Genomic DNA, 21031 nt, shown 5'->3' on the forward strand with positions numbered 1-21031 from the left:
ATGGATTCCGAGGGTGATCTTGTTACAATTGTGCGCGGGTACGGTGCCTCGGAAACCCAGGTGATCGTGGCTTATCTGAGTGCCTACGGCATTTCCGCGGTTCCTTTTCATGCGCATACGGCGGCTGTTGCCTGGCACTTGATGCATGCGATTGGTGGTGTCGAGATCAAGGTACCCGCTGCGCAGGTCGAAGAAGCGATGGCGCTTCTTGCCGAAATGGGAACCGGCTCCGGGGAAACCGAAGCGCCAGCGTTGATCGATTGGTGGCGCGGGCTGTGGGCAACGCTGGTTTTCCTCCTCTTCGGCGTTCCGCCTCCAGCGCGCGGATCGATCCGCAACGATGACCAGCGGTCTTCACGGTGATTTTTGCAAAATCTTCGTGGGTGTCGGCAGCGGTGCCTTAAGAGTGCGTGATACGGTCTCATTTGGGGACGATCGGCAGGGACACGCGGAAGCATGCCCCTTCGAGCCAGCCCGGGATCAGTTCGAGCGTGCCGTTCATGCGCGAGATGATCTCCCGGGAAATCGGAAGTCCGAGACCGGCTCCTGAATAGGGGCCGGTTTCGCCTAGGCGACCGCGATAGAATTTGTCGAAGATGCGGGCGCGTTCTTCTTCGGCGATCCCCAGACCATTGTCGCAGATCTCCACGACATAACGGCTGTTTTCGATACGCGAGCGTACTTCGACCTCGGGCTGAATGGCGCCGTTGTACTTGACCGCGTTCGAGATGAGGTTGATGAGCACCTGGCTCAGCCGGTCGGGTTCGGCGAGGACGGTGACGTCAGCCGCGCGCTCCAAGGCATTGAGTTTGGTGTTGTTCTGCCGGGCGAGGGCGTCGCAGACGCGCAGGGCCTGATCGAGGGCGTCTTCGGCAGAAACGGGCCGGTTTTCCCAAGACCGTTCGCCACGCTCGAGGGCGGAAAGATCGAGGATTTCATCGAGCAGCGAGGTGAGCCGGAGGCTTTCCTTGTGGATGGTCTGGACGAATTTTTGGCGCGATTTCTCCTCGAGATCCTTTTCGTGCAGGAGGATTTCGGAAAAGGCACGGATCGCGGTCATTGGCGTACGGACTTCGTGGCTGACCTGGCTGAGGAATTCGTCTTTTTGCAGGTCGACCTTGCGCAATTGCTGGTTCGCGATCTCGAGCTTATCGGCGGTGGCGCGCAACTCGTTGGAGGTTTTTTCCAGTTCCTGGGAATATTCGATGGCCTGCTGGGTTTCGTCGGCCATCTGCATGACTTCCTCGAGTGAGATGGCATCGCCCGAGACCACTTTCGAGAGCATGACATGGGCCGAGGCGGCTCCGATCGAGCCGGCAAGCTCGCGTTCGAGCTTGCGGATGAAGGCGGGGCTGGGCTCGAGGCTCGACCAGGGCATGCGGGCCTGTTTGGCCTCTTCGGAAAAGAGCGCGACGGCGCGGCCATGGCCAAGGACGCGGCGGGCGACGAGGAAGAGGTCGTCAGCGGCGGCCGAGCCGCGCAACGGGCCGGCATTTTGAGGGCGGTTGCGGAAGACGTTCAGGAAGAGTGCGGCCTGGACGTGCTCGAGCGCTGACTGGCTGGTCATGAGCGAGCCGACGATCAACACTGAGGTGTTGAGAAACAAGCTCCAGAAGACCGCGTGGGCAAGGGGGTCGAGGCTTTCGAGGCCGAAAAGGGCCTGAGGACGCAACCAGGTGATGCCTGCAGGACCCTGGGTCATGATCTGCGCGACCAGCGGCGAGGAGGAGGCGAAACTTGGCATGAAGCTCGACCAGAGCCAGACGATGAACCCCAGGATGATCCCTGCAGTCGCCGCTTTTGCCGACGCATCGCGCCAGAAAAGGCTCGCGAGGATCGCGGGGAGGAATTGGGCCACCCCAGTAAACGAGATCAGTCCGATTGGGGCGAGGGCATCCGAGCCGCGGGTCAGGTAGAAATAGCCGAAGCCCAGAAAGAGGATGAGGATGATCGAGAAGCGGCGGGCGTTGAGGATGATTGCGCGTACGCCCTGGCCGTCATCGATCCCGTTATTGGCAGTCATCCTCAGCATGACGGGCACCACGATATGGTTGGAGATCATAATCGAGAGTGCGATGGATTCGAGGATAATCATCGAGGTTGCAGAGGAAAATCCGCCGATGAAGGCGAAAAGCGCCAGCCCGTCCTGACCGGCGGCGAGCGGCAAGGTCAGGGTGAACATGTCGGGGTTCGAGCCCGGGGGCATCGAGGTGAGCCCGAAAAGCGCGATAGGCAAGATGAAGAGACTCATGGCGAGCATGTAGCCGGGGAAGACCCAGCTTGCGGTACGCAGGTGACTTTCATCGGAATTTTCGACGACAGTGACCTGGAACTGGCGCGGCAGGCAGATGACGGCGCTTGCGGCCAGAAGCGTCATAGCAACCCAGCGATCGCCGAACGAATTGCGCGCGTTGATCTCGATACCGGCTTCGGCGGCGTTGGCGAAGATCGGGTCGATACCACCGCCGATATAGAGCACGAAGATGCCCACCGAAATGAGCGCGGTCAGCTTGACCACGGCCTCGAAGGCGATGGCCGCGACGACGCCGTGGTGCTGCTCTTTCGCGTCGACATTGCGGGTGCCGAAAAGGATGGTGAACATCGCCATGCCCGCCGCAACGCCCAGGGCAAGGCCGACGTCGTCGAGCCCGGCGAGGCTGCCGCGGCCGAATTCGGATGAGCCGGCGATGGCCTCAATCGAGGAGGTAATGGCCTTGAGTTGCAGCGCAATATAGGGCGCGATGGCGATGACGGCGAGGATGGTGATGAGGACGGCGAGCCGGCTCGACTTGCCGAAGCGCGACGAGACGAGGTCGGCAATCGAGGTGATGCGCTGGTCGTGGCTGATGCGGACGAGGCGCCTCAGGATGAACCACCAGCCGACAAAAACGAGGGTGGGGCCCAGATAGATCGTGACGAATTCGAGCCCCGAACGCGCGGCTGTGCCGACGGCGCCGTAGAAGGTCCAGCTCGTGCAATAGACCGAGATCGAGAGCGTATAGACGAAGGGCGAGCGCAGGAATCCGCCGTCGCGGCGCTGGGTGTGGCTGTCGCCGATATAGGCGATCAGGAACAGGAGCCCGACATAGGCGATGGCCGTGGCGATGACCAAATCGGCGGTGAGCGTCATTGGTCCTTGTCCCAGTTCTCGAGGGCCGAGGGTTCATCGGGGGGCAGCATGGTGGCGAAGCGCAACGCGCCGATGACGAGCGCGATCCAAAGCCCGAAGATATAAAGAACTTCAAGCGGCACACCGAAAACCGGACTGTCGGCCTGGAACAGCCAGATCACGGGCGGAAAGATCGCAATGGCGCCGAACAGAGTGAAAAACAACGAGGCACCGACGATTTTACGACGGGTCATCGGGATGGCACCGCTATGACGTGTTCCGGGGGGCCGGATTGCCAATCATCCGGCGGACGGTGTCGACGACCTCGGCGTTGGCATATGGCTTGGTGACGAAGACGTCGGCACCCAGTTCCTCCGCAATCCGGCGGTCCTGTTGCTGGCCCCTGGCCGTGAGTACGAGGACAGGCAGGTCACGGGTGATGCGGTCCCCGCGGATCTGCTTGAGCACCTCAAAGCCGCTGCGCTTGGGGAGCATGATATCGAGTACCAGAATGCGTGGCTGCATGCGATGCACGGCGTCCATGACGGCCTCTCCGTCCATAACCGAAGCGATCGACCATCCTGCGCGCTGCAGGACGAAATCAAGGGCTTCGAGGATGGATGGTTCATCTTCTGCGATCAGAATATCGATTGCCAAATTTCCCCCTCCAGTTCCCTCCTCCAAAGGAACGCAATGGTTCACTTAAACGGAAAGGTGCGGTTTCGCCAAGTGTTCGTTTGGATAAGAAGGTGGTGGGCACGGCTTGTCGTCCGACGGCGCGTGCGCCTCGGATGCTGAATGACGTGAGCGGTATGCGGCGAGACGCGCCTCATACTGATTATATAGATGCGAGACGAGCCTCGCCGCATACGCCCGGGATTTTTGGCTTGGCGTCCGCTCGGGCTGGGGCCAATCCCCGCCAGGTTTCCCCGGTGACCACAGGATCGCTGTGGCTGGCCACGGTGACGTTTGGGCCTCCGCTGGGACGACTCCCATCGGACCCGGACCGGTCCCGCCCAAACGTTCGTTGCGCCTGCGCCCATCAAAAGCGGGTCCGTATGCATAAGAATAAGCGAGGTTTTGAAGGCGGGGATAAGTTTCCCGGTTTTGCTGTTTTTCCAATGTGGTGCGGCGAACATAGCAGCCTGCCGGTACGCCTCTCGCTTCCCATCTTTCTCCAGGGCAATCGGATGAAGCCTACCTCTCCACTACCCCTCACTGCCCCCGACTTGATCGGGGGCCCATCAGCGCTTTGGCGACCCGGGATCGTCGTGCGATGCACGGCAGCGCCACCGACCTCTGCGGTGCCGAATGGTGAGGGCATCGGGTGCATTGGGCCGACAACGCGCCCCTCGCGGTCTCACCATTCGGTAAGCACCCGGTTCCGGGCAACGCTTTGCATCGCACTGCCAATTCGGGCGCGCAAACGCTGATGGGCCCCCGATCAAGTCGGGGGCAGCGAGGGGGTGGTGGAGGCGCCAGAGCCCGCCTCCATCCGGGCAGATCGCACGTCCCTTCAAGCGATCGCTCTGAAGTTGGTGCCTATGGCGCTTGTGCCAGCACATGCGAAACAAAACCGACCTCTTGACGGGGAGGAGGCGGTGGGGCTCGTCCAGGCTCACCTGGCATTGTCGGACGCTATCGTCGCCAGAGAATGTGCGGGCAGGTCGGCTCCGCCCGGGGCCCAGGCGTCTTCCTGGCGGGAGGCGCAGTCCGCGCGGGTGCAGAGGCGGCAGGTGGGGCCAACGGGAATGTCGGCCTGAGCGTCGGTCAGGTCGAGGCCATCGGCGTAGACGGTTTCGTCGGCATGGAGGATGTCGGTGACCATGAGGATGGAGTGGGGCAGGGCCTGATCGGCGAAACCCGAACTGCGCCGGGTGACGGCCTTGGCCACGAACAGGAAACGCGAACCGTCGGAAAAGCGCGCGATCTGCCTGACGACCGCGCCGGGGGTGCGGAAGGCCGAATAGATGGCCCAGAGCGGGCAGGCATGGCCGGTATGGGGCAGCAAGAGGCCGGGAATGGGGAAATGTTTTGTCAGGCGCCCTGCAGGATCCGCGCGCAAAAAGCCGAAGGGGATGCCTTGGTCGTCTTCGCGCCGGAGCGTGACGAGGCGGTGGGCGATCTGTTCAAAACTGGCGTTGTAGCGTTCGGCCAGCGCGTCGATGTCGTAACGTTGGGCCCGGGCGTCTGCGAGAAAGGTATCGTAGGGGAACACGATTGCTCCGGCGAGGTAGGAGCCGAGATAGCGACGGGCCATGCGACGCGCCGCATCGCTCGTGAGCGTGGGGCCGGTGGCGATCTCATCGAGGATCTGGTGAGCGCGCAGCTGGGCGAAAAGACGGGCCATCTGGAATTGCCGGGTCGATTGGGGCACCGTGTTGCGGAACCAGAGTGTCCGGGTTTCTCCGTCATAACCGAAGGCGCGGCCGGTTTCGTGCAGATCGTCGGGCAGGCGCGCGGCACGGCGTACAGTTATGGCGTTTTCGGTTTCCAGCGCCGCTTGAAGCGTCGTTTCGTTGAAGGGGCCATGCCAGTCGATCCGGGCGCGAAGGTCTTCGGCGTGGCTTTCGAGTTGCGGGAAATAATTCTGCGCTGCGAAGATCATATCGTCGACCTCGCGCCGGATCGATGCGCTGCGGCGGGCACTGCTGGCCTGGTCGAACTGGCCGATGAGGTTGCGCGCGACTGCTGAGAGCCCCTTGGTCTCACGGGTGATCGAGCCGACGAAACGCTGGCGCTCCTCAACGCTCAAATCGTCGATGTCTTCGAGAATTTCCGCGCCGGCGCGCACTGCCGTGATGCCCGAGAGCACACGATGGAGCAATTGGCTCAGAAGCGGGTCGGCATGCAGGCGGTTGGCATAGGCATCGGCATTGGCGTTCGCTGTGCCGTAGGCGCGGTAGAGGCGGGCGATGAGTTCCGCAATTCGGGGCGCCGTCGCGACGAGCGTGCGCGCTTCGTCTAGGCCCATATTCGCGCTCACGAGAACCGGGTCTGCGAAGGCCTCGACGAGTTCGTGCATCAGCCGATGCTCGGCCTCGCCGGTCAGGGCATCGAGCTCGACATCAAGAGCGCTGGCGATGCGCGCGAGAAGGGTGCCACCGACCTGACGCTTATTGGCCTCGATGAGATTGAGATAGCTCGGAGAGATCTCGACCTGGCGCGCGAGCGCGGCCTGGGAGATGCCCAAGGCCTTGCGGCGCGTAGAGATTTTCAGCCCGATCGGCGCGCGCATGGGCTCCCCCAATTTCTGACGTCATGTCAACGAATTTACAACACACTTTGGTTGTGAGTGCAATAATTTACAAAATTTATGTGGAATTACAATGAGATATTGCGAAGCTGTTAATGGCGGTCGATAGTACGTGTCCAGCGGTGAGCATCGGCATCAAGATTCGAGCCTCCGCAACACAGGAGGAGATTTAATGAGCTTTATGAAACGCGGTATCAGCCGCCGGAACGTCATGAAGACCGGCCTGGCCGGTGTTCTTGCGACCGGCGTTTCGCCCCTGGTGTTCTCGAAAGGGGCGTGGGCGCAGGAGTTCTGCAACGCACCGACGGGCGATACGGTGACGCTGGGGTTCAACGTACCCCTGACGGGGCCATATGCCGACGAAGGCGCCGACGAATTGCGGGCTTATGAGCTCGCTGTCGAGCATCTCAATGGCGAAGGCGACGGAGGCATGATCCCGACCTTCTCGTCGGATGCGCTTACGGGCAACGGGATTTTGGGCAAGCGCGTCGCATATGTGACGGGCGATACGCAGACTGCGTCGGACGCCGCACGCGATTCGGCGCGGCGCATGATTGAACGCGACGGCGCGGTGATGGTCACTGGCGGGTCGTCCTCGGGCGTGGCGATTGCCGTGCAGGGGTTGTGCCAGGAGATGGGGATCATCTTTATGGCGGCGCTGACCCACTCCAACGACACGACCGGCAAGGACAAGAGGCGCTATGGCTTCCGGCATTTCTTCAACGCCTATCAGTCGGGTGTTGGGCTGGGGCCGCAATTGGGCGCAGCCTATGGTAACGACCGCCGCGCGTATCACCTGACTGCCGACTACACCTGGGGCTGGACGCAGGAAGAGTCCATGATCGGGGCTACCGAAGCTCTCGGCTGGGAGACAGTCGAGACGGTGCGGACGCCGGTGGGCGCGGGGGATTTCTCCCAATATATCACGCCGGTCCTCAATTCGGGTGCGGACGTCTTGATCCTCAACCACTACGGGTTTGACGGGATCAATTCGCTGACCCAGGCCGTGCAGTTCGGGCTCAAGGAACGGCAGGCGAACGGGAAAGACTTCAAGATCGTCCTGCCGCTGGTTTCCGACCTGATGGCCGCCGGTGCCGGCGATGCCATGCAGGGCGTTTACGGAACCTCGAACTGGTATTGGAGCCTGCAGGACGAGGGATCCAAGGCCTTCACGGCGTCCTTCGGCGCGAAATACGGTCAGCCGCCCAGTCAGGCGGCGCATACGGCCTATGTGCAGACGCTGCTTTATGCGGATGCCGTCGAGCGGGCAGGCACGTTCTATCCGCCCGAGGTCATCAAGGCACTCGAGGATTACGAGTTCGACGGGCTGGGCAACGGTGCTACGCTCTATCGTGGCTCGGACCACCAGTGCTTTAAGGATGTCTATGTGGTTCAGGGCAAGGAAGAGCCATCCAACCAGTTCGACCTGCTCGAAGTGGTCAACACAGCCTCGCGCGAGGATGTCACCTACGACCCGTCGATCTTCGGCGGCGAGCTCGGTCCTTACGAACCGAACATGTGCTGAGGCCTTAGGGCTGAACCGCATTTCTGCCCGGCCGCCAAGGCGGCCGGGCAAGACCATCGTTCCGGAGCCAAATTAATGGATGCCATTCTCGCGCAATTGCTCAACGGGCTGGACAAGGGCGGAGCCTACGCCCTGATCGCCCTGGGGCTGACCCTGGTTTTCGGCACTTTGGGCGTCGTCAATTTCGCCCATGGTGCCTTGTTCATGCTCGGCGCTTTCTGCGCTGTCACGTTCCGGGCCTTGATAAGCTGGGAAGTCGTGACGGTCGACGAAACGCAACTCTCCCCATGGGGGACCCCGCTCGAGGTCCGGACGCCGATCGTCGAGCAGTGGTTCGGCGAGTGGGGGGCGGTGATGGTCGACTATTCGGTGCCGCTTTCGATCATCATGGCCATTCCGGTGATGCTGGTAATCGGCATCGTCATGGAGCGGGGGCTGATCAAGCATTTCTACAAGCGCCCGCATGCCGAACAGATCCTCGTGACGTTCGGGCTCGCGATTGTGCTCCAGGAATTGATCAAGGCGTTCTTCGGGCCAAACCCCTGGCCGCAGCCGGTACCGCCCGATCTGCGCGGCGCGGCCGATGTCGGAGCGTGGTTCGGGCTGCAGGCGGGGGCGGTGACCTATCCGCTCTGGCGGCTGGTTTATCTGCTCTTTTCCGTGGTGGTTCTCGGAGCGGTGTTCGCGTTCCTGCGATTTACAACCTTCGGGATGGTCGTGCGCGCGGGTATGGCGGATCGAGAGACGGTCGGGCTTCTAGGGATCAATATCGACAAACGGTTCACCATTATGTTCGGCATCGCCGCGGTGGTCGCGGGGCTGGCGGGCGTGATGTACACGCCGCTTCTCCCGCCCAATTATCACTTGGGAATGGACTTCCTCGTCTTGTCATTCGTCGTCGTGGTGGTTGGCGGCATGGGCTCGCTGCCCGGCGCCGTTGCAGCCGGGTTCCTTCTTGGCATCCTGCAATCCTTCGCCTCGATGACGCAAATAAAGGCACTCATTCCGGGGATAGATCAGATCATCGTCTATCTGGTCGCCGTGATCATTCTTCTCGTGATGCCTCGCGGCCTGCTGGGCCGGCGCGGCGTGATGGAGGGCTAAGGCTATGGATTTTCTTCGCCTTCCAAGACGGGACCTCGTCACCTTCGCGCTCTTCTCGCTTGTGGTGCTCACCATGCCGATCTGGCTGCAGCCGTTCGGTGCGGCCTATCCGGGGCTGATGCAGAAATTCGCGATCTTCGCGATCCTCGCGGTGGGGTTCAACATCCTGTTCGGGCTTACCGGGTATCTGAGCTTCGGGCACGCGGCCTTCCTGGGCGTCGGGTCGTACACCGCGGTGTGGTCGTTCAAGCTTTTCACCATGGACGTTATCCCCGCAATGATCTTTGCGGTGGCCATGGGCGGGCTCTTTGCGCTGGCGATCGGCTATGTGAGTCTCAAACGCTCAGGCATCTACTTTTCAATCCTGACGCTCGCCTTCGCGCAGATGAGCTACAATCTCGCCTATTCGGTTCTGACACCGATCACCAATGGCGAGACGGCGCTTCAGCTCACGCGCAACGATCCGCGTGTCATCGATAGCCTCTTCGGCGAAAGCAGCATCGGATTGCCGCCGCCGAGCCTTTTGGGGGCAAGCCTCAACGGGTTTGAGGCGTTCTATCTGTGCGCGGTGGTTCTGCTGGTATCGTTCTTCATAGCCCAGAAAATCTTCGTCTCGCCCTTCGGGATGATGCTGCGGGCGATCAAATCGAACCAGACGCGGATGAGCTATACCGGGTTCAATACACGACCCTATGCGCTAGCAGCTTTCGTCATCTCCGGGATGTATGCCGGGCTCGCGGGTGGGCTTCTGGCAATCACCGATCCGCTGGCGGGTGCGGAGCGCATGCAATGGACGGCTTCGGGCGAAATTGTGTTGATGACGATCCTCGGTGGGGTCGGCACGATGATCGGGCCGGTTATCGGGGCGTGGCTGATCAAATACCTTGAAAATATCTTCTCGGCGTTCAACGAGGCGACGCTGCACCGGGTCTTCTCCTTCCTGCCCGAGGGGGTCGAGGACTGGGTGGTGCTGGTCGCTTCGAAATTCGTCGGTGAAGGCTGGCATCTGACGCTCGGTCTGGTCTTCGTGCTGGTCGTTGTTTTCCTGCCGGGAGGCATCATGGAAGGTGTGCGGCGCTTGCGTGCCGCGTTTCCCTCCGGGCCTTCGCGGCGGCAAAACGGTCGCACCGAACTCAACCCCTCGGCAGCAGAGTAGTTGGCGATGAACATGCAAGAAAATGTCGTCCTGCACGTTGCGGACGTTCACAAGAACTTCGGCGGGCTGCATGCGCTGGCCGACATCGACCTGGCGGTCGAAGAAGGCAAGACGCATGCGATCATCGGACCCAACGGCGCGGGCAAGTCGACGCTGCTCAATGTTATTATTGGGCGCATTCCGCCCACGAGCGGTGCAGTGGTGTTCGATGGCGAGGTGCTCACGGGCAAGAAGCCGCATGAGATCAACCAGCTCGGGGTGAGCCGGGTGTTTCAGACCCCGGAGATCTTTCCTGAGCTCTCGGTGCTGCACAACGTCATGACCCCGGCCTTTGCCAAGCGGGACGGTGCCTTCCGAATCAAGATGACAAAGCCTCTCGAAGGGGAGTCCGCGATCCGGGAAGAGGCCGAGGCGATGCTTGAGGACGTGGGGCTGATCGAACGGGTCGGCGAGCACGCCGGGGCGCTCTCGCGCGGGGACAAGCGGCGTCTGGAACTGGCAATGTGCCTCATGCAGAAGCCCCGGCTGCTGTTGCTCGACGAGCCGACGGCAGGGATGAGCCGGCACGATACCAACACGACGATCGAGCTTTTGAAAAAGATCAAGAGCCGGGGGATGACCAAGGTCATCATCGAGCACGATATGCATGTGGTCTTTTCGCTCGCGGACAAGATTTCGGTGCTTGCGGGCGGGCGGATCATCGCGGAGGGGCTGCCCAATGAGGTCCGGGGTGATCCGCGCGTGCAGGAAGCATATCTCGGAGGAGCGCACTGATGAGCGCACTTGAACAGGCGAGCGAACGTCAGGGTGCCGCCATCGAAACCGAGGCCGCGCCGTTCTTCGCGGTCAACGATATCCACGCTTATTACGGAGAAAGCTACATCGTGCAGGGTGTTTCCTTTGACATCCAGCACGGCGAAATCCTCGCACTCTTGGGCCGCAACGGGGCTGGCAAGACGTCAACGCTGCGGGCGCTTGCGCGGCTGGACAATCCCAGTTTGCAAAAGGGCGAAATCTGGCTCGATGGCTTGCCGGTGCATCGGATGCGGGCATTCGAGGCCTCGCGGGCGGGCATTCAGCTCGTGCCTGAGGACCGGCGCATCATCCAGGGGCTGACGGTCGAGGAAAACCTCACGCTGGCGCAGGTAGCGCCAGGCGGCGGCTGGGATCTCGACCGGATCTACGGGCATTTTCCGCGCCTTGCCGAGCGGCGCAAGCAGGAAGGCACGACGCTTTCGGGCGGCGAGCAGCAGATGCTGGCGATTGCCCGGGCGCTGGCTCGGGACATCAAGCTTTTGCTGCTTGATGAACCCTATGAGGGTCTGGCGCCCGTGATCGTGCAGGAAATCGAGGGGATTTTGAAGGAGATCAAGCAATTGGGGATCACCACCGTGATCGTCGAGCAGAACGCTGTGGCCGCGCTCAAGCTCGCCGATCGGGCGGTGATCCTCGATACAGGGGAGGTCGCCTATTCGGGCAGCGCACAGGAAGTGCTCGAGAACGCCGAGTTGCGGCACGAGTATCTGGCGATCTGAGGACGAAATGCTTGTGTGATTGCTCGTTGCAGGTGCTGCAGGCACCCCTCACCCCAACCCCTCTCCCTTAAGGGGAGAGGGGCTCACTGGGGCGTACAAGCGCACCGTGTCCCTTCTCCCCTTAAGGGAGAAGGTGGCCGCGAAGCGGTCGGATGAGGGGTGAGCGGCGTTGCGTAAGGCTCCGCACGCTCTGTGAGACCGGTCGTTGCAGCGCCGTTATTGTCAAAATCCAGGAGGTTGAACATGAACGTTCATGCCATTCCGCCCAAGACCACGCACTCGCGGCTGACGCCGGCGGGGTTCGAAGAAAAATGCAGGACGGCGCTCGCCGACCCGGATGCCTTCTGGGGCGAAGAGGGCAAGCGGTTGGACTGGATCACGCCCTACACGAAGGTGAAGAATACCAACTACGCCTATCCCGACGTCTCGATCAAATGGTTCGAGGACGGGGTTCTGAACGTCTCGGCCAACTGCATCGATCGGCATCTTGAGAAGAATGGCGACAAGGCGGCGATCATTTGGGAGCCGGATGATCCGAAGGCCGAGGCGCAGGTGATCACCTATCGGCATCTGCATGAGGAAGTGTGCCGGTTCGCCAATGTGCTCAAGAGTTTTGGCGTCAAAAAGGGCGAGCGGGTTACAATCTATCTGCCGATGATCCCTGCTGCGGCTTATGCAATGCTCGCCTGCGCGCGGATTGGCGCGATCCATTCGGTCGTTTTCGGTGGATTTTCGCCCGACGCGCTCGCGGGACGGATCAACGACTGCGATGCGCGGGTGGTGATTACCGCCGATGAGGGCCGGCGCGGCGGCAAGACCGTGCCCTTGAAAGCCAATGTCGACACGGCGCTCGAGGATTGTCCGGGCGTCGAGAAGGTGCTCGTGGTCGAGAATACCGGCAATCCCGTGACGATGAAGGGCGCGCGGGATGTCTGGTGGCATGAGGCGGCGACAGGAGTCGAACCGTTCTGCGATCCTGAGCCGATGAATGCGGAGGATCCGTTATTCATTCTGTATACGTCGGGGTCGACGGGGAAGCCCAAGGGCGTGTTGCACACTTCGGGTGGATACCTCGTCTGGGCGTCCTTAACCCATGAGATGATCTTTGATCCGCAACCTAATGATATTTATTGGTGTGCGGCGGATGTCGGATGGGTGACCGGCCACACCTATATCGTTTACGGACCGCTGGCCAATGGTGTGACGACACTGATGTTCGAGGGCGTCCCGAACTGGCCGGATGCGTCGCGGCTGTGGCAGGCTGTGGACCGGCACAAGGTCAACATTCTTTATACGGCGCCGACGGCGATCCGGGCGCTGATGGGGGCGGGGACCGAGTTTGTCGAAGGGGCCGACCTTTCGAGCCTGCGGCTGTTGGGCACGGTTGGGGAGCCGATCAATCCCGAAGCCTGGCAATGGTACCACGCCAATGTTGGCCGGGGGCGGTGCGAGATCGTGGATACGTGGTGGCAGACCGAGACCGGTGGGGCGATGATCACGCCGCTGCCAGGTGTGATTGCGACCAAGCCGGGTTCGGCGACCAAGCCGTTCTTTGGCATCGACGCACGCGTCCTGACGCCCGAAGGGCAGGAGATCGTCGAGACGGAGGCCGAGGGCGTCCTTGTCATTGCTGATAGCTGGCCTGGGCAGATGCGGACCGTCTGGGGCGATCATCAGCGGTTCGTCGAGACGTATTTCTCGACCTACAAGGGCTTCTATTTCACCGGTGACGGCGTGCGGCGTGATCCGGATGGGTATTACTGGATCACCGGGCGCGTGGACGACGTGCTCAACGTTTCGGGCCACCGGCTGGGAACGGCGGAGATCGAAAGCGCGCTGGTAGCGCATCCGAAGGTCTCGGAGGCGGCGGTCGTTGGGTATCCGCATGCGCTCAAAGGGCAGGGAATCTATTGCTATGTGACGCTGATGGCCGGGGAGGCCGAAAGCGACGATCTGGCGCTGGAACTCCGCAATTGGGTGCGCAAGGAAATCGGGCCGATCGCCTCGCCGGATCTTCTCCAGTTCGCGCCGGGACTGCCCAAGACGCGCTCGGGCAAGATCATGCGGCGCATCCTGCGCAAGATTGCCGAGAACGAGTTTTCCGCGCTGGGCGACACCTCAACGCTGGCGGATCCGGCGGTGGTGGATAATCTGATCGAGAACCGGAAGAACCGGTAAGGCGAAATCATTGCGGCGGATGGACCCTAGAGCATGTTAGCGCTTCGTTGAATCGCCAACATGCTCTAGGTCTTTGTTTTGACGCGTTTTCAGGAAAAGTCTGTCAACTTTTCCTGAAAACGCTTTAGCGGAAGCGCTCGCCGGGGTCTTTGCGTTGAATTGGACTTTTGTCGTTCTGGACAGGGCATTGTTAGGCTGGCGATAAGGGAGGTTCATGCCAAGACAAGAGGACCCGGCCTTGCCCCGCACAACGCTTGAAGACTGGATGAACGCCCAATCGGTGCCCGCGCCGCTGGCGCGGATTTTCGCGATGACAGCCGATTGCGGGATCGAAATATCGGTGGCTTTGCGAACGGCCTCGGCATGCGGGCAGACCGGCAAGGTCGGAAGCGTCAATGTGCAGGGGGAAGAGCAAAAAGCGCTCGATATCGTCGCCAACGACATTTTCCTGCGACGGGGGGCGGCGAGCGGCGTGCTCGCGGTGATGGTTTCCGAGGAGCTCGACGACATCTGGCCGGTGGTCGAGGCCGGGCCAGAGGCGCAGTATGCGTTGGTGTTCGATCCGCTGGACGGGTCGTCGAACCTCGAGGTCAATGGCGCTGTCGGGTCGATCTTTTCGGTGCTCGATGTCGGCAAGAGTGCCGGGGTGACGGAAGCAGACGTCTTGCAGCCAGGGGTCAGGCAGGTTGCGGCGGGATATATCCTCTATGGACCGGCGACGATGCTGGTGCTTACGACAGGCGACAGCGTCGCGATGTTCGGGCTCGATGAGGCCGCGGCGGAATTCGTGCTGGTCGAAGACGGGGTGCAGATTCCTGCCGAGGCGGGGGAATTTGCGATCAACATGTCGCGCTATCATCAGTGGTACGCGCCCACGCGCGGATTTATTGAAGATTGCCTCCGCGGCAAAGAGGGGCCCTTGGGCAAGGCTTACAATATGCGCTGGTGTGCGGCGATGGTGGCCGATCTGCACCGGATTTTGTGCCGGGGGGGCGTTTTCCTCTATCCCGAGGACGAGTCTACAAAACTGCGCGGTGGACGGTTGCGGCTGATGTATGAGGCCAATCCGATGAGTTTGATCGCGGAGGCCGCCGGCGGCGCGGCTTTGACGGGAACAACACGCATTCTCTCGATCAACCCCACCGATTTGCACCAGCGGGTCGGAATCATCATCGGGTCGCGCCGGGAGGTGGAAACCGCCTGCAAATATTATGCGGCCGAAACGGCAGCATATCCTTAACGGATTGTTAGCTGGGGTGGCCCAATTGGCCATAGCCGTGTAAATTTACCGAAAATACATGCCGATATAGTGTGTTGTACTTAGGCAGGGGCCGATAAAGCCGGACTTATGGCAGTCCGGCTGTTTTTCGGTTGCCCCAGGACAGCATACGGAACGCAGAAATGGCGAATTTTCGGACCGATGAGCGGGGCGTCGTTGCCATCATCTTCGCCCTCATGGCCGTACCCTTTATCGCATTGGCGGGATGGGCTGTGGATTATGTGCGGATCAAGCACGTGCAGGACTTTCTGCAGGCGCAGGTGGATGCGGCGGCGCTGAATGCGCTTGTGGGGGCGACGGAAGACCCTGACTGCCTTGTGCCCAACGATCTGTGGGAGGCCGTTTTTTACGAGGAGCTCGCTATGCAGTATAGCAGCAGCTGGGCCTCCGACGTCGTCGTCGAAGGAAACTGCCTCAATGGAAACGACTTTCACGTTGAGGCCGTTGCCGATGTTCCCCTGGCGTTCATCAAGTTGATGCCGGGGATACCGGACACGCAAGAGGTATGGGTCGAGGCGACGTCGCGCCTTAACGATGTCGTGAAGGAATACAAAATCGAGGTTGCGGACCTCGATTACAACGCGGGCGACTACAACCGTGTCTGGGCTTATTGCTATTGGCGGGACCGGCCGGAAAACGATCCCGATCTCCCCAAGCGGACCCAGATGGTGCCAATTGCCGATAACGGCGGGCCGAACAAGAATCAGAGAAACGTATACGAGCGTGATCCTGGGGTGCCGAGGCCTTACGGCGACAAGCAGCATATCGAAGATTCGATTCTGAAAGCGGAACTCGCGGAGATCAACGAGGAGTACGAAGCGGGGATCGATGGCCGGGAGCGGGGACTTTGGCGGCAAACCGCGGGCGGCGAGTCCAACTGGCGCGAATATGTTTATGTTGCACCGCAATGCCCTGACGGATCAGAGCTTAGTTTCCGCCTCGAAAACGTGCGGTTCTCACGCGGGCAAGCCTACTATTGGGAAGACGAATACAACGAAGATATGGGGTGGGATGGACACAGCCGTGTCGATTTTGCTCCCGGCGGCCATGGGCACAAGGGGCGGTTCAACTACTATACGGACACGTACTATGAGGATGGAGTTGATGGTGAGCAATATGACGGGCTCACGCTTCCCGATGTGAATAATCCTTATGTGCAGCCGGGTGCACCCGCCAAGGTGCTCGAGACAATTTTGTGCGACACTAAGGAGGAGTGCGAGACGACCGCCGATGGGGGCATCATTCCCCACGAACAAACCGATCGAGAGCCTTTGCGTGCTTCGGAATCCTGTCAGGAAGGTAAGTATATGTATTACGGATGGGAAGACCGCCCTCCCGGATTAAGCGGTCCCGATGATACCTGGGAAGATGTTGCCTGGACAGACTCGGACTATGATGACATTCGCGTCGTGATCCAATGTCCCGTCGAAAAGAGTATAGGCGACCGAAATGCGCGCCTGATCCACTAAGTTATTATACTTACGGAAAAGGGAGCGGATTGCCGCTCCTTTTTTCGTTCTGCACCTTCGCTGCCCTGTGTGCCCAAAAAGCACTTGTTTATCCGGCCTCAAGCGGTTAAAGGCCCCTCCAGTTTCAACTCCTACTGGTTGTGAGCGATGGGCAAGGAAAAGTTTTCTCGTAGCAAGCCGCACTGCAACATTGGCACGATTGGTCACGTTGACCATGGCAAGACGACGTTGACGGCTGCGATCACGAAGGTTCTGGCGGAGACGGGGGGCGCGACGTTCTCGGCGTATGACCAGATCGACAAGGCGCCTGAAGAGAAGGCGCGCGGGATCACGATCTCGACGGCGCACGTTGAGTATGAGACGGCGAACCGTCACTATGCGCACGTGGACTGCCCGGGGCACGCGGACTATGTGAAGAACATGATCACGGGCGCGGCGCAGATGGACGGGGCGATTCTTGTGGTTTCGGCGGCCGATGGGCCGATGCCGCAGACGCGCGAGCACATTCTTCTGGCGCGCCAGGTTGGCGTTCCTGCGCTTGTTGTGTTCCTGAACAAGGTCGACCAGGTTGACGACGAGGAGCTTTTGGAGCTGGTTGAGCTTGAAGTGCGCGAGCTTCTTTCCTCGTACGAATTCCCCGGCGACGACATTCCGATCGTGAAGGGTTCGGCGCTTGCGGCGCTTGAGGACAAGACGCCTGAGATCGGTCACGACGCGATCCTGGAATTGATGCGGAACGTGGACGACTACATCCCGCAGCCTGAGCGTCCGAAGGACCAGCCGTTCCTGATGCCGGTCGAGGACGTGTTCTCGATCTCGGGCCGTGGCACGGTTGTGACGGGTCGCGTTGAGCGCGGTGTGATCAAGGTCGGCGAGGAAGTCGAGATTGTCGGCATCAAGCCGACGCAGAAGACGACGGTGACGGGCGTCGAGATGTTCCGCAAGCTCCTGGATTCGGGTGAGGCGGGCGACAACATCGGTGCGCTGATCCGGGGCATCGACCGCAGCCAGGTTGAGCGTGGGCAGGTTCTGTGCAAGCCCGGTTCTGTGACCCCGCACACCAAGTTCGTTGCCGAAGCGTACATCCTGACCAAGGACGAGGGCGGTCGTCATACGCCGTTCTTCACGAACTACCGTCCGCAGTTCTACTTCCGGACGACGGACGTGACGGGTGTCGTGACGCTGAAGGAAGGCGTCGAGATGGTGATGCCGGGCGACAATGTGGAGATGAACGTGGAGCTGATCGTTCCGATCGCGATGGAAGAAAAGCTCCGCTTCGCCATCCGCGAAGGCGGCCGTACCGTCGGTGCTGGCGTCGTCTCCAAGATTGTCGAGTAGTCGGCGGTCATATCCAATTCGTTTGAAGGGCGGCTTTCGGGCCGCCCTTTCTTTTTGTGCGCCGGGCACATTCGCCCCTTGCGTCAACGGGGCAACTCGACTAGATCATCCCTCGGCTCGCATAGCGGGTTCATATTCGCGCTTTCGAACCGAAAAAGTGGTCCCCACTTTTTCGCTCTCGCGACCCTACGGGTTTGAAAGCGCTGCAGGGGTGTAGCTCAGTTGGTAGAGCATCGGTCTCCAAAACCGAGGGCCGGGGGTTCGAGTCCCTCCGCCCCTGCCAGTTTCCAGAAGGGTTCAAGTCTGCTCAGCTCCCGGGCAGTTCGCAGGCGACCCGTTCCGGGCTCACGGTAACCAAGCTGTTCGCCTGGACATCGAGACGGATCGCCCAAACGGTCTGACCGGTTTCGATCCAGCCTCCAGCATCGCGGTAGGTTACAACGCCGATTGTTCCGCTGTCGGGAGCGCCGTCGAAATAGCAGAATTCCATCGCCCAGGTCTGACCGTCTTCGAGCAGAGGCGGTTTTTGAACATCGATCGTTTCCCAAAATGGAGCGCCGTCGGGATCACGATGGGAGAGCCGAGAGGCGACGACCGCAACCACATCGCCTTCCGAATCGTTGAGCGTCGAGATGGAGAAGGCACAGACATCCGTGCCAGCAAGGTCGGGAACGCAGGCGCCCATGCCGCTTGTGAGGCCTTCGGGGTAGGGCGGCATGATGGTGCCGACCAGATCGGAGGCAGCCACCGATGCGGCCAATTGCGCGAACACAGCTGCGACAAAAAACGGCTTCATGGACGTCCCCTTCGCCAAGCGACACATATTCGCTCAAGAAACTGCTCTCGGCAATATGATCGGAGTAGGCGGGCCCGACGCGGAAAATCGTTCGGTAAGGTCTTGCTTTAAGCGCTTGCAGGCGCTAGATAGGGCCTCTCTCAGCCGTGCGAAGCGACTCGCGCGGCGATTGCTTATGGACCTAACTCCCTGAAAACAAGCCAGGTATCGAGCATTTTATGGCCCGGACTAACCCGTTTACGTTTTTTCAGCAGGTGCGCTCGGAGGTTGCCAAGGTTGTTTGGCCGACCCGCAACGAGACCCTCATCTCCACGGTGATGGTTCTGGTCATGGTGACGCTTGCGAGCCTCTTTTTCCTGGCGGCCGATCAGGTCATCGCCTTTTTCGTCGGGCTGATCCTGTCGATCGGCTGAGTGGGCCGGCATAAACGCGGAGCGGAAAGTATAATATGGCCAAGCGTTGGTACATCGTGCAGGCATACTCGAATTTCGAGCGGAAGGTTGCGGAGTCCATAAAGGAGAAGGTCGCCTCGGGTGGGCTCGAGCATTTGTTCGAGGACGTTCTGGTGCCGACCGAGAAGGTGACCGAAGTGCGGCGCGGCCGGAAGGTCGATGCCGAGCGCAAGTTCTTTCCCGGCTATGTGCTGGTCAAGATGGAGCTGACCGACGAGACGTTCCACCTGATCAAGAACACGCCGAAAGTTACGGGGTTTCTGGGCGCGGACAACAAGCCGCAGCCGATCTCCGAACGTGAAGCCATGGCCATCCTGCAGCAGGTGCAGGAAGGCGTCGACCGGCCCAAGCCCTCGGTGAGCTTTGAGGTGGGCGAGAGTGTACGGGTGTCCGATGGCCCGTTCGCGAGCTTTTCGGGCGTCGTCGAGGAAGTCGACGAAGAACGCGCGCGGCTCAAGGTCGAGGTTTCGATTTTCGGCAGGCCGACGCCGGTCGAATTGGAATACGGTCAGGTCGAAAAGGTCTGACCGGAAAGTCCCCGGTTTTGGCCGGGGCGTTTCGATGTGGGAGAGGGCGGCGGTTGCCATCCGCCGATAACACCCTCGGACCACAACGTCACCAAATGGCCGCTTCGGCGGTCTATTGAAAGGAACGGAAATGGCAAAGAAAATTGCTGGTTATATCAAGCTGCAAGTGCCTGCCGGCTCGGCGACCCCGTCGCCCCCGATCGGTCCGGCACTCGGTCAGCGTGGCCTCAACATCATGGAATTCTGCAAGGCGTTCAATGCCGCCACGCAGGAAATGGAGAAGGGTGCCCCGATCCCGGTCGTGATTACCGCGTTCGCCGACAAGAGCTTCTCATTCGAGATGAAGCTGCCGCCGGTGACCTATTTCATCAAGAAGGCGATCAACCTGAAATCCGGCTCCAAGAAGCCTGGGCATGACAGCGCCGGCAAGCTGACCGAGGCTCAGCTGCGCGATATCGCCGAAAAGAAGATGAAGGACCTCAACGCGGATTCCGTTGAAGCCGCCATGAGCATGGTTGCGGGCTCCGCCCGGTCCATGGGTCTGCAGATCGAAGGTTGATTGCCATGACGAAGATTGCAAAGCGTACCAAGCAGATCCGCGAAGGCATTGACCGCAAGAAGGCCTACGCCATCGATGAGGCGATCAAGCTCGTCAAGGAGCGTGCGACTGCCAAGTTCGACGAAACCATCGAAGTTGCGATGAACCTCGGCGTCGATCCGCGTCACGCCGACCAGATGGTCCGCGGCGTCGTCAACCTGCCCAAGGGCACGGGCAAGACCGTCCGCGTCGCCGTGTTCGCCAAGGATGCCAAGGCTGAGGAAGCCAAGGCCGCCGGTGCGGATATCGTGGGTGCCGACGATCTCGCCGAAGAGATCCAGAAGGGCAACATCAATTTCGACCGCTGCATTGCGACCCCGGATATGATGCCGCTGGTTGGCCGCCTGGGCAAGATTCTCGGCCCGCGCAACCTGATGCCGAACCCGAAGGTCGGCACCGTTACCCCGGACGTTACCGGCGCGGTCAAGGCAGCGAAGGGCGGTGCCGTCGAGTTCCGTGTCGAGAAGGCCGGCATCATTCACGCCGGCGTCGGCAAGGCTTCCTTTACGGAAGCCGATCTTGTGGAGAACATCAAGGCGCTGGCCGATGCGGTTAACAAGGCGAAGCCTTCGGGTGCCAAGGGTACTTATGTCAAGCGCGTCGCTGTGTCCTCGACCATGGGCGCGGGCGTGCATGTCGATCCGTCTTCGGTTCTGAACTAGCGCCGTTTGACGAAATGAGTTTCGGGCGGTTCCGGCCGCCCGGAATA

Annotated in this window: 19 protein-coding genes and 1 tRNA gene; 15 read left to right on the forward strand and 5 right to left on the reverse strand. The window is 60.8% G+C overall.

What is annotated here, in order from left to right; all coding sequences use genetic code 11:
* Positions 1-363, forward strand: coding sequence for a hypothetical protein (locus tag LG281_RS01115; RefSeq protein WP_404403539.1), 363 nt, complete (start codon positions 1-3; stop codon positions 361-363).
* A gap of 58 nt (positions 364-421) precedes the next feature.
* Here LG281_RS01115 and LG281_RS01120 read toward each other — a convergent pair whose 3' ends face one another.
* The 4 genes from LG281_RS01120 to LG281_RS01135 form a co-directional block, all read right to left on the reverse strand.
* Positions 422-3130 (reverse strand): ATP-binding protein, encoded by a 2709-nt coding sequence (locus tag LG281_RS01120; protein WP_404403541.1) that lies wholly within the window; start codon positions 3128-3130, stop codon positions 422-424.
* Positions 3127-3363, reverse strand: a complete 237-nt coding sequence (locus LG281_RS01125; protein WP_404403543.1) for a hypothetical protein — start codon at positions 3361-3363, stop codon at positions 3127-3129. Before LG281_RS01125 ends, LG281_RS01120 begins: the two co-directional genes overlap by 4 nt.
* A gap of 13 nt (positions 3364-3376) precedes the next feature.
* Positions 3377-3766 (reverse strand): response regulator transcription factor, encoded by a 390-nt coding sequence (locus LG281_RS01130; protein ID WP_404403545.1) that lies wholly within the window; start codon positions 3764-3766, stop codon positions 3377-3379.
* Between the two features lie 961 nt (positions 3767-4727).
* Positions 4728-6347 carry a short-chain fatty acyl-CoA regulator family protein gene (locus LG281_RS01135; protein ID WP_404403547.1) on the reverse strand — a complete coding sequence of 540 codons (1620 nt, stop codon included), beginning with the start codon at positions 6345-6347 and terminating at the stop codon, positions 4728-4730.
* Between the two features lie 190 nt (positions 6348-6537).
* On the opposite strand from LG281_RS01135, the gene LG281_RS01140 reads away from it, so the two are divergent.
* The 10 genes from LG281_RS01140 (at position 6538) to LG281_RS01185 (ending at position 18232) form a co-directional block, all read left to right on the forward strand.
* Positions 6538-7890 (forward strand): substrate-binding protein, encoded by a 1353-nt coding sequence (locus LG281_RS01140; RefSeq protein ID WP_404403549.1) that lies wholly within the window; start codon positions 6538-6540, stop codon positions 7888-7890.
* Positions 7891-7965: 75 nt separating this feature from the next.
* Positions 7966-8994, forward strand: a complete 1029-nt coding sequence (locus LG281_RS01145; protein WP_404403551.1) for a branched-chain amino acid ABC transporter permease — start codon at positions 7966-7968, stop codon at positions 8992-8994.
* A gap of 4 nt (positions 8995-8998) precedes the next feature.
* On the forward strand, positions 8999-10150 hold the full coding sequence (locus LG281_RS01150; protein WP_404403553.1) for a branched-chain amino acid ABC transporter permease: 1152 nt from the start codon (positions 8999-9001) through the stop codon (positions 10148-10150).
* Positions 10151-10156: 6 nt separating this feature from the next.
* On the forward strand, positions 10157-10924 hold the full coding sequence (locus tag LG281_RS01155; RefSeq protein ID WP_404403555.1) for an ABC transporter ATP-binding protein: 768 nt from the start codon (positions 10157-10159) through the stop codon (positions 10922-10924).
* Positions 10924-11685, forward strand: a complete 762-nt coding sequence (locus tag LG281_RS01160) for an ABC transporter ATP-binding protein (protein WP_404403557.1) — start codon at positions 10924-10926, stop codon at positions 11683-11685. Before LG281_RS01155 ends, LG281_RS01160 begins: the two co-directional genes overlap by 1 nt.
* Positions 11686-11928: 243 nt before the next feature.
* Positions 11929-13863: an acetate--CoA ligase gene (gene acs, locus LG281_RS01165; RefSeq protein WP_404403559.1), complete on the forward strand. Its 1935-nt coding sequence runs from the start codon at positions 11929-11931 to the stop codon at positions 13861-13863.
* A gap of 238 nt (positions 13864-14101) precedes the next feature.
* Entirely contained in the window at positions 14102-15103 is a 1002-nt protein-coding gene (locus LG281_RS01170; RefSeq protein WP_404403561.1) for a class 1 fructose-bisphosphatase, read from the forward strand.
* A gap of 161 nt (positions 15104-15264) precedes the next feature.
* Positions 15265-16611: a TadE/TadG family type IV pilus assembly protein gene (locus LG281_RS01175; RefSeq protein ID WP_404403563.1), complete on the forward strand. Its 1347-nt coding sequence runs from the start codon at positions 15265-15267 to the stop codon at positions 16609-16611.
* A 147-nt stretch (positions 16612-16758) separates the two neighbouring features.
* On the forward strand, positions 16759-17949 hold the full coding sequence (gene tuf, locus LG281_RS01180) for an elongation factor Tu (RefSeq protein ID WP_404403565.1): 1191 nt from the start codon (positions 16759-16761) through the stop codon (positions 17947-17949).
* Between the two features lie 207 nt (positions 17950-18156).
* Positions 18157-18232 (forward strand) — tRNA-Trp (locus LG281_RS01185).
* 24 nt (positions 18233-18256) lie between these two features.
* On the opposite strand, the gene LG281_RS01190 is transcribed toward LG281_RS01185, so the two are convergent.
* Positions 18257-18745 (reverse strand): hypothetical protein, encoded by a 489-nt coding sequence (locus LG281_RS01190; RefSeq protein ID WP_404403567.1) that lies wholly within the window; start codon positions 18743-18745, stop codon positions 18257-18259.
* A gap of 218 nt (positions 18746-18963) precedes the next feature.
* On the opposite strand from LG281_RS01190, the gene secE reads away from it, so the two are divergent.
* The 4 genes from secE to rplA all read left to right on the forward strand — a co-directional run bounded on the left by secE (position 18964) and on the right by rplA (position 20984).
* Complete coding sequence (gene secE, locus LG281_RS01195; RefSeq protein WP_404403569.1) at positions 18964-19158, forward strand: preprotein translocase subunit SecE; 195 nt, start codon at positions 18964-18966, stop codon at positions 19156-19158.
* A 35-nt stretch (positions 19159-19193) separates the two neighbouring features.
* Positions 19194-19724, forward strand: coding sequence for a transcription termination/antitermination protein NusG (gene nusG, locus LG281_RS01200; RefSeq protein WP_404403571.1), 531 nt, complete (start codon positions 19194-19196; stop codon positions 19722-19724).
* Between the two features lie 130 nt (positions 19725-19854).
* A complete protein-coding gene (gene rplK, locus LG281_RS01205) occupies positions 19855-20283 on the forward strand; it encodes a 50S ribosomal protein L11 (protein WP_404403573.1) in 429 nt (142 codons plus the stop codon).
* 5 nt (positions 20284-20288) lie between these two features.
* Positions 20289-20984 (forward strand): 50S ribosomal protein L1, encoded by a 696-nt coding sequence (gene rplA, locus LG281_RS01210; RefSeq protein ID WP_404403575.1) that lies wholly within the window; start codon positions 20289-20291, stop codon positions 20982-20984.
* Positions 20985-21031 lie beyond the last annotated feature (47 nt).

Source organism: Pelagibacterium halotolerans (assembly GCF_044811015.1).
Taxonomy (GTDB): Bacteria; Pseudomonadota; Alphaproteobacteria; order Rhizobiales; family Devosiaceae; genus Pelagibacterium; species Pelagibacterium halotolerans_A.

Coding starts and splice junctions, on each gene's coding strand:
- LG281_RS01115 (WP_404403539.1), top strand. CDS start 1: ATGGATTCCGAGGGTGATCTTGTTACAATTGTGCGCGGGTACGGTGCC.
- LG281_RS01120 (WP_404403541.1), bottom strand. CDS start 3,130: ATGACGCTCACCGCCGATTTGGTCATCGCCACGGCCATCGCCTATGTC.
- LG281_RS01125 (WP_404403543.1), bottom strand. CDS start 3,363: ATGACCCGTCGTAAAATCGTCGGTGCCTCGTTGTTTTTCACTCTGTTC.
- LG281_RS01135 (WP_404403547.1), bottom strand. CDS start 6,347: ATGCGCGCGCCGATCGGGCTGAAAATCTCTACGCGCCGCAAGGCCTTG.
- LG281_RS01140 (WP_404403549.1), top strand. CDS start 6,538: ATGAGCTTTATGAAACGCGGTATCAGCCGCCGGAACGTCATGAAGACC.
- LG281_RS01145 (WP_404403551.1), top strand. CDS start 7,966: ATGGATGCCATTCTCGCGCAATTGCTCAACGGGCTGGACAAGGGCGGA.
- LG281_RS01150 (WP_404403553.1), top strand. CDS start 8,999: ATGGATTTTCTTCGCCTTCCAAGACGGGACCTCGTCACCTTCGCGCTC.
- LG281_RS01155 (WP_404403555.1), top strand. CDS start 10,157: ATGAACATGCAAGAAAATGTCGTCCTGCACGTTGCGGACGTTCACAAG.
- LG281_RS01160 (WP_404403557.1), top strand. CDS start 10,924: ATGAGCGCACTTGAACAGGCGAGCGAACGTCAGGGTGCCGCCATCGAA.
- acs (WP_404403559.1), top strand. CDS start 11,929: ATGAACGTTCATGCCATTCCGCCCAAGACCACGCACTCGCGGCTGACG.
- LG281_RS01175 (WP_404403563.1), top strand. CDS start 15,265: ATGGCGAATTTTCGGACCGATGAGCGGGGCGTCGTTGCCATCATCTTC.
- tuf (WP_404403565.1), top strand. CDS start 16,759: ATGGGCAAGGAAAAGTTTTCTCGTAGCAAGCCGCACTGCAACATTGGC.
- LG281_RS01190 (WP_404403567.1), bottom strand. CDS start 18,745: ATGAAGCCGTTTTTTGTCGCAGCTGTGTTCGCGCAATTGGCCGCATCG.
- secE (WP_404403569.1), top strand. CDS start 18,964: ATGGCCCGGACTAACCCGTTTACGTTTTTTCAGCAGGTGCGCTCGGAG.
- nusG (WP_404403571.1), top strand. CDS start 19,194: ATGGCCAAGCGTTGGTACATCGTGCAGGCATACTCGAATTTCGAGCGG.
- rplK (WP_404403573.1), top strand. CDS start 19,855: ATGGCAAAGAAAATTGCTGGTTATATCAAGCTGCAAGTGCCTGCCGGC.
- rplA (WP_404403575.1), top strand. CDS start 20,289: ATGACGAAGATTGCAAAGCGTACCAAGCAGATCCGCGAAGGCATTGAC.